This is a genomic window from Nostoc sp. KVJ3, from assembly GCF_026127265.1.
Taxonomy (GTDB): domain Bacteria; phylum Cyanobacteriota; class Cyanobacteriia; order Cyanobacteriales; family Nostocaceae; genus Nostoc.
In genome coordinates, this window is record NZ_WWFG01000001.1 from 1816657 (window position 1) to 1832500 (window position 15844).

Below are 15844 nucleotides of genomic sequence, written 5' to 3' on the forward strand. Positions count from 1 at the left end.
CAACTTCTGTAGGATGTGTTAGGAATGTAACGTATTATCCCTGATATTTCGGTGCGTTACGGAAACCGTAACACACCCTACAAAATAATTTTTTAGTCCATGTTTTTTAAAACTCAGTACTACTGAATAGCCAATATTTCAGATGCCAGCAACAACTAATACTCCAACAGTGGCAATATAATTGCCCTGTTTTTTTATGCTCAATAATGTAAATTTTTAGTATTCACCTCTTGACATCAGCAATTAAGGATAGAATGGTTAGTGTCGGGCATGAAAGTTTGATTTTAGCTGCTGGCTTTGGTGAGTAATCAAAAGCCAGTAGTAATAGTTTGAAATAACCAAACTTCTTTAATGCCTCACTTATTCGATGCATAAGTCCTAAATTTGCGTTTGGACAGCTACATCTATCCAAGACATCATACAAGCCTTTGAAAGGGTAATAACTCAAGACAGTTCTTGTCGGTTCAAATATTACGCATGCTTAATTGTAGAACGAGAACCACTGTAAATGCAACGCAGTTTCATCAAGTTGAATTCACCAATATTCTTACATGAACACAACACATCAAGGTCGGAGCAAAAAAACTGCTCTTATTACTGGAGCAGCCGGTGGAATTGGGTACGAATTAGCATGTATTTTTGCTGCTCATGATTACAATCTGGTCTTAGTAGACAGAAACGGGTTAAAGCTTGTAGAAATTGCGGGTAAATTCCAAGAGAAATTCGGAAATTTTGTCAAAACTATTGTTAAGGATTTATCTATATCAACAGCTCCTGATGAAATTTTCACTGAGTTGCAAAAAGCCGATATTAATGTTGATGTGCTGGTAAATAATGCTGGATTTGGTATCTATGGATTATTTCACGAAACAGACCTAGCTACTGAATTGGAAATGTTACAGGTAAATTTGGTGTGTCTCACCCATTTAACCAAGCTATTCGTGAAGCAGATGGTAAAGCAAGGTGAAGGTAAGATATTAAACGTCTCCTCGGCTGCTGCTTTTCAACCAGGGCCTTTAATGGCGGTTTATTTTGCTACTAAAGCTTATATCTTATCTTTTTCAGAAGCGATCGCTAATGAATTAGAAGGTACAGGTGTCACTGTGACAGTTCTTTGCCCAGGTTCAACCGCATCTGGCTTTCATGAACGTACCGGGATGGCTGACTCTAAGTTGCTCAAGGGCAAGAAGATGATGGATGCACAAACAGTAGCCGAAATTGGTTTTCACGGCTTAATGAAGGGTAAAACCATTGTCATTCCTGGTTTTATGAATAAACTACTTGCAAAAAGCGTCAGATTTGTACCTAGAAAGTTGGTGACAAAAATTGTGAGAAATATGCAGGAAGATAAATAAGCAGGGGAAGCAGGGGAGGTAGGGGAAGCAGGGGAAGCAGGGGAGGCAGGGGAAGAATAAGTAACTTAATTAATGACTAATGACTAGGATTAATACTGCCAGCACTTTAAATCCCAGCCAAAATTTGCTACAGCAACAGCAGCGACATAATTGTTAGCAGGTACTAATTCAAAAAGACTCCAGTCTTCAGATAGTTGTAACTTAGCCGGTTCTGTAGGAGTCAACGACACTTCAACTTGCTCTAACTGGGATAGTCCGTCTCCAGTTGCTTTTAAATAAGCTTCCTTACAAGTCCAGTAACGGAAAAATACTTCTTGCTGTTGGTTGGGAGATAGCGATCGCAACATATCATATTCTCTCGGTAAAAAGAACCGTTTGGCAAGAGCTTCCAAGTCAGACATCGGGCGAATATATTCTAGGTCTACACCAATTGGGCGAGTACAATTCACCGCACACAAACCCAATTCTTGAGAGTGAGACAAATTAAACGCCAGCCCACTCTCGGCAAATGTATCTGCTAATACTGGTTTACCACGCTGCTGATAATTAAACTGAACTTGTGACGGCTTAATATCCAAATAGCGACCTAATATAGTTCGCAGACTACCGCGACCAGCGATGAAATGCTGCCGATGCTTGGGAAAATAGAATCGTTCAGCACGAGCTATTTCGTCACTGGAAAGAGTTGCAGTTAAATTTTGTAGCTGTGATTCTGGTTGGTTAAGGTCTATGCGCCAGACATGAATCTCATCCTGTAATAGAGTTAAATCTGTTGGTGCAGGTTGCCAAATATCATTAGAACCGATCATTGGGTCAAAAATTTTTCACCTCATTTACCTGAAATCTGCTGTATATCTTCACTGGTAAATAGTTTATCTCCGAAAGTGTTAAATCTGGAACAAAAAAACCTTGTAAAAGCTTGTTAAAAACTATTAGAACAACTTTTTTGGTGAGGATGAATGATTATTAATTTGCGGTACTTTGCCTTTTTTATTCTACTACTGGCAGCACTGCTATTAGCAATTAGGCAAATGAGCATTGCTTTAGATGAACTAGATATTGAACGCTTTACCCTCTGGACAGGTATTGCTTCTGTCATTGCTGGTTTACCAATGATATTGTGGTAGCTTCTGGGTCAACCCTTTCGGGGAATTAAAAATTAAGAATTAAAAATTAACATCCCCTTAAATAAATTTAGTTGCTTTCAAGTCAGGACGAGGTATTTCTAGGCTATTCGCTTTTCCTCCAACCATTCTAAAACCCGATTCCATGCCCACCAAGGATCGGAATCCTTTACTTGGCGCTGACACTCTTTGCTACTCAAATAGCCAACATGGCCGCCGTATTGAGTCAGAAACAAATCTATTGCGGGATTGCGATCGCAAGCTTCTTGTAATTCCGGTATGATACTTGGGTCAAAAAGTGGGTCATCGGCAGCATATAAAATCAAAGTCGGTTTTGAGATTTGCGGCAATATTTGTAAAGCACTACTCGCTTGGTAATATGCTTCCACAGAAGAAAAACCCAGCCGTTTAATTACCAGTTCATTGTCAAAACCCCAAATACTATTTGCCCGCTCAATGGCTTCTGGTTCAATGCTTCCCGGATGAGCATCATGAATTCGCCATGCCAGTTTTTTTAAATTCTTGGCAATCCCCGCTTCCAAATATCTGCCGAAGGGCTTTGTAACTAGATAAGATAGCGATCGCTCCGAATCCAAACTCGGACATATCACCATACCACCACCAATATCGCTATCTTCTAGCCCTAAATCTTCATTCTCACTAATTACCTCACTTGCTACCTTCACTCCCCATAGCGCCAATTGCCCCCCTAAAGAATACCCTGTAAACCAAAATTTACCCGGACATCCCATTGCCTTAGCTGCGGCGGCGATGCGAACAAAATCTTCCCCCTCATACAAACCATCAGAAGTTAGAGTGGGGGACAAAACGGCCGTTTTGCCGTGGGCTCGCCAATCAAATAACACCACAGCGTACCCTTGAGCATAAGCTTTACGCCCTAGCACTCTCAAAAACCATTCTGTTTTTAACTCTCCAGTAATGCCATAAGTACCGATAATCGTGCTATGAGCATTTTCCGGGATGGCAACCAAACCGAAAATTGGCACACCTTGGCCACCAACAAAGATTTTTTCGTGATAAGACGGTTCTGGGTCTTTAGCTGTCCTTTCCCAGTAACGCTTTCCCCACAAAGCGGTGTACACAGTCATCATCACACCGTTTTGTAAAAACCAAGACGGATTGTAGGAGGGAGTATAACACATCATAGACTATAAGATTTCGTGTAATTGAGTCTTGATTTCACAGTCATTTAATCTTAATATTTATGTAAGATTTAAAAACTTTTTCATCATTGATTCAAAAATCTTTGTATCTATCAAAGGTTGTTATTTATCCTTAATAAGTAGTAATAATTTTTTAAGAATGCCGAGGATTCTTGTCATAGACGATGACCCAGCGATTTCAGAACTAGTTGCCGTCAACTTGGAAATGGCTGGCTACGATGTTAGTCAAGCTGAAGACGGCATCAAAGGTCAAGCGCTGGCTCTCCAGCTACAACCAGACTTGATTATGCTCGATTTAATGTTGCCCAGGGTAGATGGGTTTACCGTTTGCCAACGCCTCCGCCGCGACGATCGCACCTCTGAGATTCCCGTGTTAATGTTGACGGCTTTGAGCCAAACTCAGGACAAGGTGGAAGGCTTCAATGCTGGTGCAGATGACTACCTCACCAAACCTTTTGAAGTTGAAGAACTACTAGCGCGAGTGCGGGCACTTTTGCGGCGGACTGACCGCATTCCTCAAGCAGCAAAGCATAGTGAGATTTTAAACTATGGCTCACTTACCCTAGTTCCCGAAAGATTTGAGGCAATATGGTTCAATGACACAGTGAAATTGACTCACTTGGAATTTGAGCTACTTCACTGCTTACTACAACGCCACGGTCAAACGGTTTCTCCCAGTGAAATCCTCAGAGAAGTTTGGGGCTACGATCCTGATGACGACATTGAAACAATTCGAGTCCATATTCGCCACTTGCGAACCAAGCTAGAACCAGATCCCCGCCACCCCCGCTATATCAAAACAGTATATGGTGCTGGATACTGTCTTGAGTTACCTGGTATCCCTCCAGCAAATGAAGGAGCTTCAGTAACAATAGTTGAATGAAATCACATTAAATTCCCTTAACTAAGCCATGATTTAGCTGAATCAGCATTCATCCCACACTCCTAAAAGTGAGTCTGGGATGCCGTCTACAGCGCTGGCTCATGAATGCGAGGGAGTGGAGAGACATAGTAATTAATGTTTTTTGGCGTAGCCAGAACAATTAATTGCTATGTCGAATCATGACCCATATTGATTATATTTTCTAATTTTAATACCGCGATTAATGGTATTATAAATAAGTTATGTAGAGATGTTGCAATGCAACGTCTCTACATATATTTCTGAATTCTGACTTTGTTTTATAAAATACTGTTCAAAAGCTTTAATCCATAATCGGCTGTCGTTGATGCTGCAAAAACCATTCATACAACTCTGGATTATTGTATGTCTGCGTCCAAGAGTCATGATCGGCTTCTGGGTAAATTGTAAATTTCACATTTCCGTCGTAGGCTTTGAGTGCAGAAACCATAATCTCGGACTCACTTAAGAGAACTACATTATCTTTGGCTCCGTGAAATGCCCACACAGGTAGATTTTTTAACTCACGTGCGGCTTTTGGATTACCACCCCCACAGATAGGCGCGATCGCAGCAAATCTTTGGGGCTGTGCTGCTGCTAAATCCCATGTTCCGTAACCACCCATGCTTAAGCCGGTCAGATAAACCCGATCTGGATCAACGGGATACGCTGCAATCACCTCATCAAGAAGGATGCTTAATTGCTCTACTGACCAATGTTCACGGCGGGGACATTGGGGAGAAATGACAATAAAGGGAAAATCTGGCTGTTGTTCTACAACCTTGGCAACACCGTGGTTTTTCACATCATTTAAGTTAGAACCTCGCTCACCCGAACCGTGTAAACATAGGATTGTTGGTAAAAGTGGCTGTTGTGTTTCGCTGCGACTTCCGTCTGGGTGCAGTCTATTAGGCAAGAATAGCAGGTAGCTATAGCTATCGATAGAAGTAACTTGTTGTTGTCGCGGCGGCATAAAATAAAAAATTTTGTCAGTTTAACGTCTACGAATAGCTATTGTATAACTTGGTCGCTGTGTTGCTTCTCGTTGACTCTTAACTAAACGAAAGTCATTATCTATATATAGATGCTCTAAAAAAGAAGTAGCTAAGTAAACTTTTTTAAATTTTTTGACAGTATTTCTGTCCATATCTTTTAATATAAGTTCTTACTGTAAATCTATATTTGGCGATGTCTCTTGAAATTTAGATTTGACTGTTGTCGTAAACCACTCGTCTGCATCATCAATTGTCAAAGGAATTTCTCGATTTTTCAATGCTTGGAATATCCCAACATTTTTAATATCCCACTGCTCATCTCTAACTGAATATTTTTGCAACAACATTAAAGTCATAAGCTGGTAGTTTTGATACAATTTTTTGCCAAAAACCAGAGTTATGTCCTGGTGCATAACGGGCAATATTTGCATAGTAACCATCATTATGAAAAATTTGGTAAGACTGCTCGTGTATCCTACCAGGTAAAATATCTTGAAAAGGTATAGTAGACTATATTGGTACCCATACTCCCATGACGATCGCCACTTGATCTGCAACCTTAGTAAAGGGATTACGTCGGCTCAACTCTGCAAAATATGGTGCTAGTTCCTTTTTACAAAATTCTACTTTGGCTTTTAACGGCTCTACATTGCGACCTTTAACAAGTTCTAAAATTTGATTTTTAATTTCTGGTGTACTCCAATATATTAATTCTTTGGTAGTTGTCATATTTGCCATTAGCCTTTATCCTATTAACATTTCCAGATTTTAATTGCGTCATTAATAGAGTAACTTAAGCAAAGAAGACAAATACGAGGACACAAAGAAATAACTCTCCGCGTCCCCGTATCTCTTCAATAAATGACTACCACCAAACTCGATTTCCATTTTCGTCAACTCGTGCTTGCCGAATTACGTCAGAAATCTCTTCAGCATCTTTAACGTGGTGTAGTGCCTTCTTTTCCCCGTTGGGTTCATCGACAACGAAGTAAGTCGGTACTGTAATTCTCTCGCCTGTAATGTCTGGTACATCATTTACCGCTACCTGTTGAGCTTTTTCTTCAACGGGTTGAGACTCATCAGCGATTCTATCTCCCGGATTTGCAGTTAAGTTTCTTTCCTTAACATTTGGTTCTTCATGAGAATGCCAATCTTCGCTCACTGGTTGATTAATTTGATTTTCTTGATTATTCTTAGTCATGGCTTTTTCAGTTATTAAACAACGTCCTTTTGCTAATAACACTCTAAAAAAATGAAGGTATAAAGAGTTCTTTCTCTGGAGAGACTTTGAGAATAAATTTGAGCGAAACACCTCTTAAGTTAGATATTCACTCGGATAAATTTACTTCTCTGGTTGAAATGGCGTATATTTTTCCAATGCTTGGACAATACTGCGCGTATTGCCTTCATGATTTTGATGTAAGAATCTCCATCACTTATTTTTGCACTTTTTGAATCATTTAGTTGTAAACATGGAATATTGCATAATAAGTAGTAATGCAAAATTAAATATACATTTGTCATTGCGAATGGAGCAAAGCGGAATGAAGCATAAGTCCTTCGGACTTATGCAACTCGTAGAGACGCTGTTCGCGTTCGCTACATTTTATTCCGCTTGCAATGACATAAATATTTTTGCATACGCATAATATCCTTTCTCAATCAAAATCTATATGTATAATTCCCAATCTATAGGAATAAATGTGACAAAGATAACACTCTGATTTGTGATGGGAGCGATCGCACCGTACTATATTAATAGACCTTTCTTGGTAAATCGGGTCATGAAAGAAAATTCTTCTATTAATGGCAAAATTCCAGCTAGGATAAAGACGCGTCGGGATTTTTTAACCTACACACTAGGTAGTACAGTCGCATCAGTAGCGATCGGATATCTATTTCCCAAAGTCAGCCAAGGTCATGAGATCAGCCTAGAAACCCTTTGCTCCCTATATCCAAAGAATTCACGCTGTCAAAATTATCTTCCCGGATCTGTGGCACTAGACAAAGACGGTAAGCAAATTGAAACTAATGCACTATTAACAACCGCAAAGCCCGGAATTCCAATTCTTGTAAAAGGCTTGCCAGACAATAGCGTTGATTATCTCATCATTCAAGACGGGCCAAAGATTGCTGAGTACGCTATCAATCCAACTTGTACCCATTTAGGATGTACAGTTGAGTGGGATCTTGAGAAAAATCACTTTATTTGTCCTTGTCATGGATCTCAATACGATTCTCAGGGTCGAGTAATTCATGGCCCAGCAAAGCGTTCCTTACCACTGATCACTGTAGTAGTCAAGCAAAACCAAGTTAGTTTAGTCGATCAAAAACCTGCTGTAGATCCTCGTTAAGCTACCAATATCAAATTAGATTAGACAATGCATCATCCTTTTGGAGCAAGTTATAAATTCTAAAAGACTCAGAAAAATTACTGCATAATTTAAATTTGTCAGGTAAGCTGACAACAGCAGTTTCATCCTCAAAACAATGACCGCAAGTAGTCCCACAATTTTAGCCCTGGACTTTGATGGAGTGATTTGCGACGGACTAATTGAATATTTTGAGGTAGCGTGGCGTACCTACTGTGAAATTTGGTCGCCAGCTAACGACACACCAGCAGATGATTTAGCTTTGAGATTCTATCGCCTACGACCTGTAATTGAAACAGGTTGGGAAATGCCCCTTTTAATCAAAGCCTTAGTAGATGGAACTCCTGATGAGAAAATTCTTCATGAATGGTTAAGCATTGCTCCAAAACTTTTGTTAAATGACAAGTTACAAGCAAGAGAAATTGCTGCGAAACTAGATAACCAAAGAGATGAATGGATTACCACGGATTTAGACGGTTGGCTAAGTCTGCATAGATTTTATCCGGGTGTAGTAGAAAAGCTCAAATTAACTCTTGACAGTGGAGTTAAGCTATACATTGTAACGACTAAAGAAGGACGTTTTGTACAGCAGCTGCTGCAACAACAAGGAGTTAATTTACCGACAGCAGCAATTTTTGGAAAAGAAGTCAAGCGTCCCAAATATGAAATTTTGCGAGAATTAAAGCAAGAAGCAGAAAACAAGCTAGTTAGTCTCTGGTTTGTAGAAGATAGACTCAAGACATTGCAGTTAGTCCAACAGCAAACAGACCTTGAAGATGTGAAACTATTCCTTGCAGATTGGGGCTATAATACCCAAACAGAAAGGGAAACTGCCCAAAATGATACACGGATTAAGTTGTTATCATTGTCTCAGTTTGCCAGAGATTTTTCTGCTTGGCTTTAATATATTAAATATCCCCGAAAAATAATGTAGAGAAGTAGCATTGCTACGACTCTACAAGGGTTATGAATAAAGCATATTTAATTTCTGGAGATGTGTATTTATAAAAGATGTAGGTAAATAATCAAGAATTCGGAAAACTCCTAACTCCTGTACAGACATGATTATCGCATCTCTACTCCTAACTCTTGTACAGACGCGATTAATCGCGTCTCCTAACTCCTAACTTATCACTTACCTTTATGCTCGATCTAACAAAACTGGCGCGACAAATGCAGGGCTTAAGTCAGCATCTTACCTTAGAAGCTGCTGCCAGTCGCCAGCGTTTAGAATTGGCGCAACAACATCTAAAAAATGCTTATGAGTCTCAACAAGATTTAATCGATCGCCAGGAAAAATGGCGCGATCGCATTCTCTTTGCTAATGCTACCCCAATTGAGCCGCTAGAAACTTGCATCGATATCCCAGTTCCGCCAAAAATTCATACTGTCATTGCTACTGATGGTTCCCAAATTGCCCCCAACCATCACGAAATTGCTTACTGTTATCTCTTAAATATTGGCAGAGTCGTCTTACACTACGGACAAAACCGCCATCCGCTACTTGATAGCTTGCCAGAAGTATTTTATCGCCCAGAAGATTTATATATGTCTCGGCAGTGGGGAATTAGAACCGAAGAATGGATGAGTTTTCGCCGTACTGCTTCAGAAGCAACGGTTTTGGCAGAACTTGCCTATGCAGCTAAAGGGGAAGCACCAGCATTGGCAATGGTAGATGGTTCGTTAATTTACTGGTTTTTAGAACAATTACCAATGGACGCGCGCGATCGCATTTTACCCCCCATCCTGGAAGCTTGGCAGCAAATGCGTGATGCTCAAATTCCCCTGATGGGTTATCTTAGCGCCTCTCGCAGCATTGAAACAATGAATTTTTTACGGTTATTGGCTTGTCCTCATCCAGTACCGGACTGTAAAAGTCATTGCCCAAATCAGCTAGAAAAAGTACCTTGTAAAATTTTTGAACAGTTGCGAGATACTTCTGTTTGGGCAACCAGACTCAAACCAGGACAACGCAGTACCCTTTGGCGCAGTAATTCCCCGATTCTCGAACTCTACGGCGATCAAACCATTTATTTTTGCTATGTCCACGTTGGTACTGAAATTGCCCGCATCGAAGTTCCCGCATGGGTAGCGGAGAATCCAACCATGCTAGATCAAGCATTGGGACTGATGCTAGCACAAGTGCAAAAAGGATATGGCTACCCAGTAGCGATCGCTGAAGCGCACAATCAAGCAGTGGTAAAAGGTGGCGATAGAGCGCGTTTCTTTGCCCTTCTAGAACAACAAATGATTAAAGCCGGTTTAAAAAATGTCGGAACTTCCTACAAAGAAGCTAGAAAGCGTGGAAGTATTGCTTAGAAATTCCTAAGTTCAGCAAATATTTAGGGCAAAATATGCAAGTAGCTTTCTGGGATCAGCTATAGTCCTAGAATTTTTGAGCTATGTAATATCTATCTTTAACTTGAATTTTATGGAGAAGTGCTTAGTAGCACCGTGGCTCATTACCAGATATCGTTTATTCAGTAAAAGTAGAATTCTGATTTTAGCGGTAATCTTGACGCAACTGAGTACAGGCTGTGCTGGAAAAGTATCTGAGAATAATCAGTCTGTTGTCGATGGTATTTCAGCCAATAATAAACAAAACTTATCGACTTTAAGAATTGGGGTGCTACCTACCCAAAATCGGACAGAGCAAGAACAGATGATTAAACCCCTAAAAGAATACCTGGAGCAATCCCTTGGGCGACAGGTTGATACTAAATCACAATCACAGATAGTAGGGGTACAAGGAAGACATAAAAAACTAGAGATCGAGAAAGTACAAAATGCGATCGCAAGTTCAGTAGATTTCCAGATTACTAAGGATTACGAGCAAATCATTGACTGGCTGGTTCAAGATAAGCTAGACATGGCTTATCTTGGGCCTCTAAGCTATCTTGAGGCAGTAGACAGGGGTGCTAAAATCGAACCGTTAGTTGCTCCCATCGATAAAAACACGGGACAACCCTGGTATCGGGCGTGTATCATTGTCCAACAAGACAGTTCTATCAAAACCTTAAAAGACCTCAAAGGTAAACGCATTGCCTTTGTGGACAAATTATCAACCTCTGGCTATTTGATGCCACTGGCAACTTTCAAAAAACTAGGTATTGATTATAATCGGGATTTTGCTCAAGTTCTCTATGCTGGCAGCCACAGCAAAAGTATTGCTGCACTAGAAGATAATATTGTTGATGCCGCAGCAACTAATATTCCTTCTTACCTAAAGTGGCAAAAAAGCGGCAAACTAACACCCAAAAAATTTAGAATACTATGGGAATCTGCCCCCATACCTAATTCCCCAATAGTAGTTTCCAAAAAACTGCCACCTGAGTTAATCCAACGGCTAAAACAGGCTTTTATTAGTAGCCCAGAAGGTCTTGAGGATATTATTGGAACTGAATCAGCCGGATATACTCTTGTTAGTCCTTCAGATTACGCTCCTATTGAGCAACTCCGAAAATATCTCAACTTAATTTCTGTTCCGGCAAAATGAAAATATCCACAAAGTTTTTTACAGGTTCAATTGTGTCTGTCGGACTAATAGTAGCTCTTCTCATTGGCAATACTATAGCTGTCCAACAGATCAAGCAGACTATCCGTGAAAAAAGCAATCAAACCACCGAAACTCTCAAAGTTTCTCTAACTGCGGAAAATGCCTTAAAATCTGAAATTATTGAACTCAAGGATATTATCTTACTGAAGACTCAGGATACAGGAATGCTCAAGTCTTCCAAACAGTTTCTAGACTCCCTCGACAAGTTAGAAAGCTTGATGCCAGATGCTGCGGAGATTTCAGTGATTCGTCGTCGTCACCAGTTTCTTACCCAGTTGGCAACTCAACTAACGCAGTGGAATTCCAGCGACACTTATTTAGCAGATTCTCAGCAATATTTTAGAGCCATCAATTCTTTTGACAGAGACATTGAGTTATTCCTTAGTCAGCTAATTGAACGTGCTAATCAGCAGAATCTCTTGGTAGAAAATGAATTAGAAAATCTATATCAAGTGCAGAGAATCATCTCCTTTGTAGTTGTGCAAGTTATTGTAATTCTATTTATTGGAAAATTTATAGTGATTTGGCATCCAATTATCAAGTCTATACAAAAATTACAAGCAGGAACCGCAGAAATTGCAGATGGAAACCTAGATTACCGTCTAGATATTCAGACAGGGGATGAAGTAGAAGACCTTGCTAAGTCATTCAACTATATGTCATTGAAGCTAGCTGAATCTCGTGAAACGCTAATGAAAAACACTGAATTAACCCAAATGAACCAACGCCTAGAGTTAGAAATTTCTGAACGCAAACAGGCAGAATCCGAACTCCATAAAACCTTACAAGAACTCCAAAGCACTCAAGCTCAACTGATTCAAACTGAGAAAATGTCTAGTTTGGGTCAGCTTGTAGCAGGAGTTGCACACGAAATTAATAACCCCGTTAATTTTATCTCTGGTAATATCGTCCACGCCAGTGAATATACACAACAACTCCTAGAAATTGTACGTCTTTACCAAGAAGAATTCCCAAACTCTGGACAAAAGATTCAGGAAAAAATTGAGGACATTGATTTGGAATTTATGCTAGATGACCTACCCAAAATCCTCAACTCGATGAAAATGGGATCTAAACGAATTCAGCAAATTGTCTTATCTTTACGCACCTTTTCTCATCTAGATGAAGCAGACATGAAAGAAGTTGATATTCATGAAGGTATTGATAGTACACTGCTGATTTTGCAAAATCGATTGAAAGCCAAACCAGAACATCCTAAAATTGAAATCATCAAGGAGTATGGCAAGTTACCTCTGGTAGAGTGTTATGCAGGACAATTAAATCAAGTGTTTATGAACGTAATTAATAATGCGATCGATGCCCTTGATATGTGCAATGGTCAACGTTCTCCGCAAGAGATTGAGAGCAATCCTAGTAAAATTATAATTAGTACTAAGATTGTTAGCGATAATCGAGTGCTAGTAAGAATTGGAGATAATGGCCCAGGTATGACCCAAGAGGTTAAAAAGAAACTATTTGATCCATTTTTTACCACTAAACCTGTTGGACAGGGAACAGGTTTAGGCTTATCAATTAGTTACCAGATTATCGTGCAGAGACACTCTGGAGTACTACGATGTGAATCAGAAATAGGAAAAGGAACCGAATTTTGGATTGAGATTCCTTTGCATCAAGTGGCGATACCAGTAGCTTCTAACAAATTAAAATTGTCCACTGATTCTCAAGCCTTAGAGGTCTAAAGAAATTAGTGACTCTTGACTGCCTCTTGATAATTATGAGTAAATTCGATGATGCTAAGTTTAAGAAATAAATTCAGGATATAGCTTGATATTCTTCTCTCACATTCCGCACTTCAAATAGTATTTATAGATTATATTTAGTAAAATTTTATCCTTAAAAAATGTAACACTATATCAACTTTGTATTAAAATAATTTACCTTTTTTATCTAAAGTATAATCCTCATACTCAAATCCAACCACTTCGACTGAGTAATCGGGGCACTGCTAGAAATATAGTCAACACCTGTCTCTGCTATACCGCGAATCGTCTCTAAAGTAACATTCCCCGAAGCTTCAATTTTCACCCGGCTATCGTGCTGGCGAATCAACTGCATCGCCTCACGCATCATATCCACAGGCATATTGTCCAACATAATAATGTCAGCATTGTGCTGCAAAGCTTCTTTCACCTGCTCTAAACTTTCTGTCTCTACCTCTATAGTCAAAGGATAAGGAATCCGAGAACGAATACGGGTAACAGCTTCTCCAATTCCCCCAGCCGCAGCAATGTGATTATCCTTAATCATCACCGCATCATCCAACCCCATACGGTGATTAATCGCCCCACCCAAAGCAGTCGCGTACTTTTCCAATAGTCTCAGCCCTGGTGTAGTTTTGCGCGTATCCACCAACTGAGCAGGTAAATCAGCAATTTTCTCTATATATATATTAGTGAGCGTAGCAATCCCACTCAAGTGCATAGCTAAATTCAGAGCAACTCGTTCCCCCATCAGTAGCGCATCTAGCGAACCATGAATTTCAGCTACCACCTGTCCCGGCTCACACCATGTACCTTCAGCCGCAACCGCCACAAAGCTGACTTTTTCATTCAAAATTTGAAATACCCTAGCTGCAACTGGTAAACCAGCAATTATTCCTGAAGCTTTAGCTATCCATAAAGCCTTACCTAGCGTCACATCTTCTACTAATAGCGCACTTGTTGTGCGATCTCCCCTACCAATATCCTCCAACAAGCAGCCGCGCAAGATTGAATCTAAAACCAGCCAAGGCGGTAAAACAGCATAACTGCTCACAAATTTATTGTTTTCTAAATGACTACCAGGAATAATATAGCTTAAAAGTCTTACCCACAAAGGTTTTGATAGCGATAGAAAATCCTTCCCAAAAGAAATTTGGAAAAATAGTTGACATGAGGAGTTGTGTTCGGTATATTGAATAAGTGCCTGAAGCGGAGCGTTGAAAAGCGCCGCTTTGTGGGATACCGAACCTTGAAAACATTATAGTTTGAAAGCAATTATACAGCAAGTGTGTTGCGTCAAGAAAATAAAGATAACTAAGCTGAAGTTAAAAAAGAGCAGCTATTGAGCTTACAAACGCTTCAAAACGGAGAGTTTGATCCTGGCTCAGGATGAACGCTGGCGGTATGCTTAACACATGCAAGTCGAACGGTGCTTTCGGGCACAGTGGCGGACGGGTGAGTAACGCGTGAGAATCTGGCTCTAGGTCTGGGACAACCACTGGAAACGGTGGCTAATACCGGATGTGCCTTAATTGGTGAAAGGTTAACTGCCTAGAGATGAGCTCGCGTCTGATTAGCTAGTTGGAAGTGTAATGGACTCCCAAGGCGACGATCAGTAGCTGGTCTGAGAGGACGATCAGCCACACTGGGACTGAGACACGGCCCAGACTCCTACGGGAGGCAGCAGTGGGGAATTTTCCGCAATGGGCGAAAGCCTGACGGAGCAATACCGCGTGAGGGAGGAAGGCTCTTGGGTCGTAAACCTCTTTTCTCAGGGAAGAACAAAATGACGGTACTTGAGGAATAAGCATCGGCTAACTCCGTGCCAGCAGCCGCGGTAATACGGAGGATGCAAGCGTTATCCGGAATGATTGGGCGTAAAGCGTCCGCAGGTGGCAATGTAAGTCTGCTGTTAAAGAGTCTAGCTCAACTAGATAAGAGCAGTGGAAACTACATAGCTAGAGTACGTTCGGGGCAGAGGGAATTCCTGGTGTAGCGGTGAAATGCGTAGAGATCAGGAAGAACACCGGTGGCGAAGGCGCTCTGCTAGGCCGTAACTGACACTGAGGGACGAAAGCTAGGGGAGCGAATGGGATTAGATACCCCAGTAGTCCTAGCCGTAAACGATGGATACTAGGCGTGGCTTGTATCGACCCGAGCCGTGCCGTAGCTAACGCGTTAAGTATCCCGCCTGGGGAGTACGCCGGCAACGGTGAAACTCAAAGGAATTGACGGGGGCCCGCACAAGCGGTGGAGTATGTGGTTTAATTCGATGCAACGCGAAGAACCTTACCAAGGCTTGACATGTCGCGAATCTTCTTGAAAGGGAAGAGTGCCTTCGGGAGCGCGAACACAGGTGGTGCATGGCTGTCGTCAGCTCGTGTCGTGAGATGTTGGGTTAAGTCCCGCAACGAGCGCAACCCTCGTTTTTAGTTGCCAGCATTAAGTTGGGCACTCTAGAGAGACTGCCGGTGACAAACCGGAGGAAGGTGGGGATGACGTCAAGTCAGCATGCCCCTTACGCCTTGGGCTACACACGTACTACAATGCTCCGGACAGAGGGCAGCAAGCATGCGAATGCAAGCAAATCCCGTAAACCGGAGCTCAGTTCAGATCGCAGGCTGCAACTCGCCTGC

At 41.1% G+C, this 15844-nt stretch carries 15 protein-coding genes and 1 rRNA gene (1 of these 16 cut by a window edge); 9 read left to right on the top strand and 7 right to left on the bottom strand.

The features are described from left to right. Positions 1-551: 551 nt before the first annotated feature. Positions 552-1355, top strand: a complete 804-nt coding sequence (locus tag GTQ43_RS07265) for an SDR family NAD(P)-dependent oxidoreductase (protein ID WP_265271953.1) — start codon at positions 552-554, stop codon at positions 1353-1355. A gap of 89 nt (positions 1356-1444) precedes the next feature. On the opposite strand, the gene hetI is transcribed toward GTQ43_RS07265, so the two are convergent. Further along, positions 1445-2164 carry a 4'-phosphopantetheinyl transferase HetI gene (gene hetI, locus GTQ43_RS07270; protein ID WP_265271955.1) on the bottom strand — a complete coding sequence of 240 codons (720 nt, stop codon included), beginning with the start codon at positions 2162-2164 and terminating at the stop codon, positions 1445-1447. 150 nt (positions 2165-2314) lie between these two features. Here hetI and GTQ43_RS07275 point away from each other — a divergent pair, with 150 nt between their 5' ends. Next, positions 2315-2482 carry a hypothetical protein gene (locus GTQ43_RS07275; protein ID WP_265271957.1) on the top strand — a complete coding sequence of 56 codons (168 nt, stop codon included), beginning with the start codon at positions 2315-2317 and terminating at the stop codon, positions 2480-2482. Between the two features lie 98 nt (positions 2483-2580). Here GTQ43_RS07275 and GTQ43_RS07280 read toward each other — a convergent pair whose 3' ends face one another. Continuing rightward, the gene (locus GTQ43_RS07280) at positions 2581-3645 is read right to left on the bottom strand and encodes a YheT family hydrolase (protein WP_265271959.1); all 1065 of its coding nucleotides are present in this window, start codon (positions 3643-3645) and stop codon (positions 2581-2583) included. 157 nt (positions 3646-3802) lie between these two features. On the opposite strand from GTQ43_RS07280, the gene GTQ43_RS07285 reads away from it, so the two are divergent. After that, positions 3803-4546 (top strand): response regulator transcription factor, encoded by a 744-nt coding sequence (locus GTQ43_RS07285; RefSeq protein WP_265271961.1) that lies wholly within the window; start codon positions 3803-3805, stop codon positions 4544-4546. 322 nt (positions 4547-4868) lie between these two features. Here the strand turns inward: GTQ43_RS07285 and GTQ43_RS07290 are convergent, their stop codons facing one another. From GTQ43_RS07290 to GTQ43_RS07305, 4 genes are all read right to left on the bottom strand, one after another. Continuing rightward, positions 4869-5537, bottom strand: a complete 669-nt coding sequence (locus GTQ43_RS07290) for a prolyl oligopeptidase family serine peptidase (RefSeq protein ID WP_265271963.1) — start codon at positions 5535-5537, stop codon at positions 4869-4871. Between the two features lie 192 nt (positions 5538-5729). Further along, on the bottom strand, positions 5730-5972 hold the full coding sequence (locus GTQ43_RS07295; protein WP_265271965.1) for a hypothetical protein: 243 nt from the start codon (positions 5970-5972) through the stop codon (positions 5730-5732). A gap of 97 nt (positions 5973-6069) precedes the next feature. Next, the gene (locus GTQ43_RS07300) at positions 6070-6288 is read right to left on the bottom strand and encodes a hypothetical protein (RefSeq protein ID WP_265271967.1); all 219 of its coding nucleotides are present in this window, start codon (positions 6286-6288) and stop codon (positions 6070-6072) included. A gap of 136 nt (positions 6289-6424) precedes the next feature. Then, positions 6425-6760, bottom strand: a complete 336-nt coding sequence (locus GTQ43_RS07305) for a hypothetical protein (protein WP_265271969.1) — start codon at positions 6758-6760, stop codon at positions 6425-6427. A gap of 583 nt (positions 6761-7343) precedes the next feature. Here GTQ43_RS07305 and GTQ43_RS07310 point away from each other — a divergent pair. The 5 genes from GTQ43_RS07310 (at position 7344) to GTQ43_RS07330 (ending at position 13187) form a co-directional block, all read left to right on the top strand. Then, positions 7344-7913, top strand: a complete 570-nt coding sequence (locus tag GTQ43_RS07310) for a Rieske 2Fe-2S domain-containing protein (protein ID WP_265271970.1) — start codon at positions 7344-7346, stop codon at positions 7911-7913. 136 nt (positions 7914-8049) lie between these two features. Then, positions 8050-8835: an HAD family hydrolase gene (locus tag GTQ43_RS07315; protein ID WP_265271972.1), complete on the top strand. Its 786-nt coding sequence runs from the start codon at positions 8050-8052 to the stop codon at positions 8833-8835. 239 nt (positions 8836-9074) lie between these two features. Beyond that, the gene (locus GTQ43_RS07320; RefSeq protein WP_265271974.1) at positions 9075-10250 is read left to right on the top strand and encodes a DNA double-strand break repair nuclease NurA; all 1176 of its coding nucleotides are present in this window, start codon (positions 9075-9077) and stop codon (positions 10248-10250) included. Between the two features lie 112 nt (positions 10251-10362). Then, complete coding sequence (gene phnD, locus GTQ43_RS07325; protein ID WP_265271976.1) at positions 10363-11427, top strand: phosphate/phosphite/phosphonate ABC transporter substrate-binding protein; 1065 nt, start codon at positions 10363-10365, stop codon at positions 11425-11427. Next, positions 11424-13187, top strand: coding sequence for an ATP-binding protein (locus GTQ43_RS07330; RefSeq protein ID WP_265271977.1), 1764 nt, complete (start codon positions 11424-11426; stop codon positions 13185-13187). The genes phnD and GTQ43_RS07330 overlap by 4 nt, the downstream gene beginning before the upstream one ends. A 208-nt stretch (positions 13188-13395) precedes the next feature. On the opposite strand, the gene nadC is transcribed toward GTQ43_RS07330, so the two are convergent. Continuing rightward, positions 13396-14262, bottom strand: a complete 867-nt coding sequence (nadC, locus tag GTQ43_RS07335) for a carboxylating nicotinate-nucleotide diphosphorylase (protein WP_265271979.1) — start codon at positions 14260-14262, stop codon at positions 13396-13398. Between the two features lie 307 nt (positions 14263-14569). Here nadC and GTQ43_RS07340 point away from each other — a divergent pair. Continuing rightward, positions 14570-15844 (top strand): 16S ribosomal RNA (locus tag GTQ43_RS07340) (it continues 216 nt past the right edge of the window).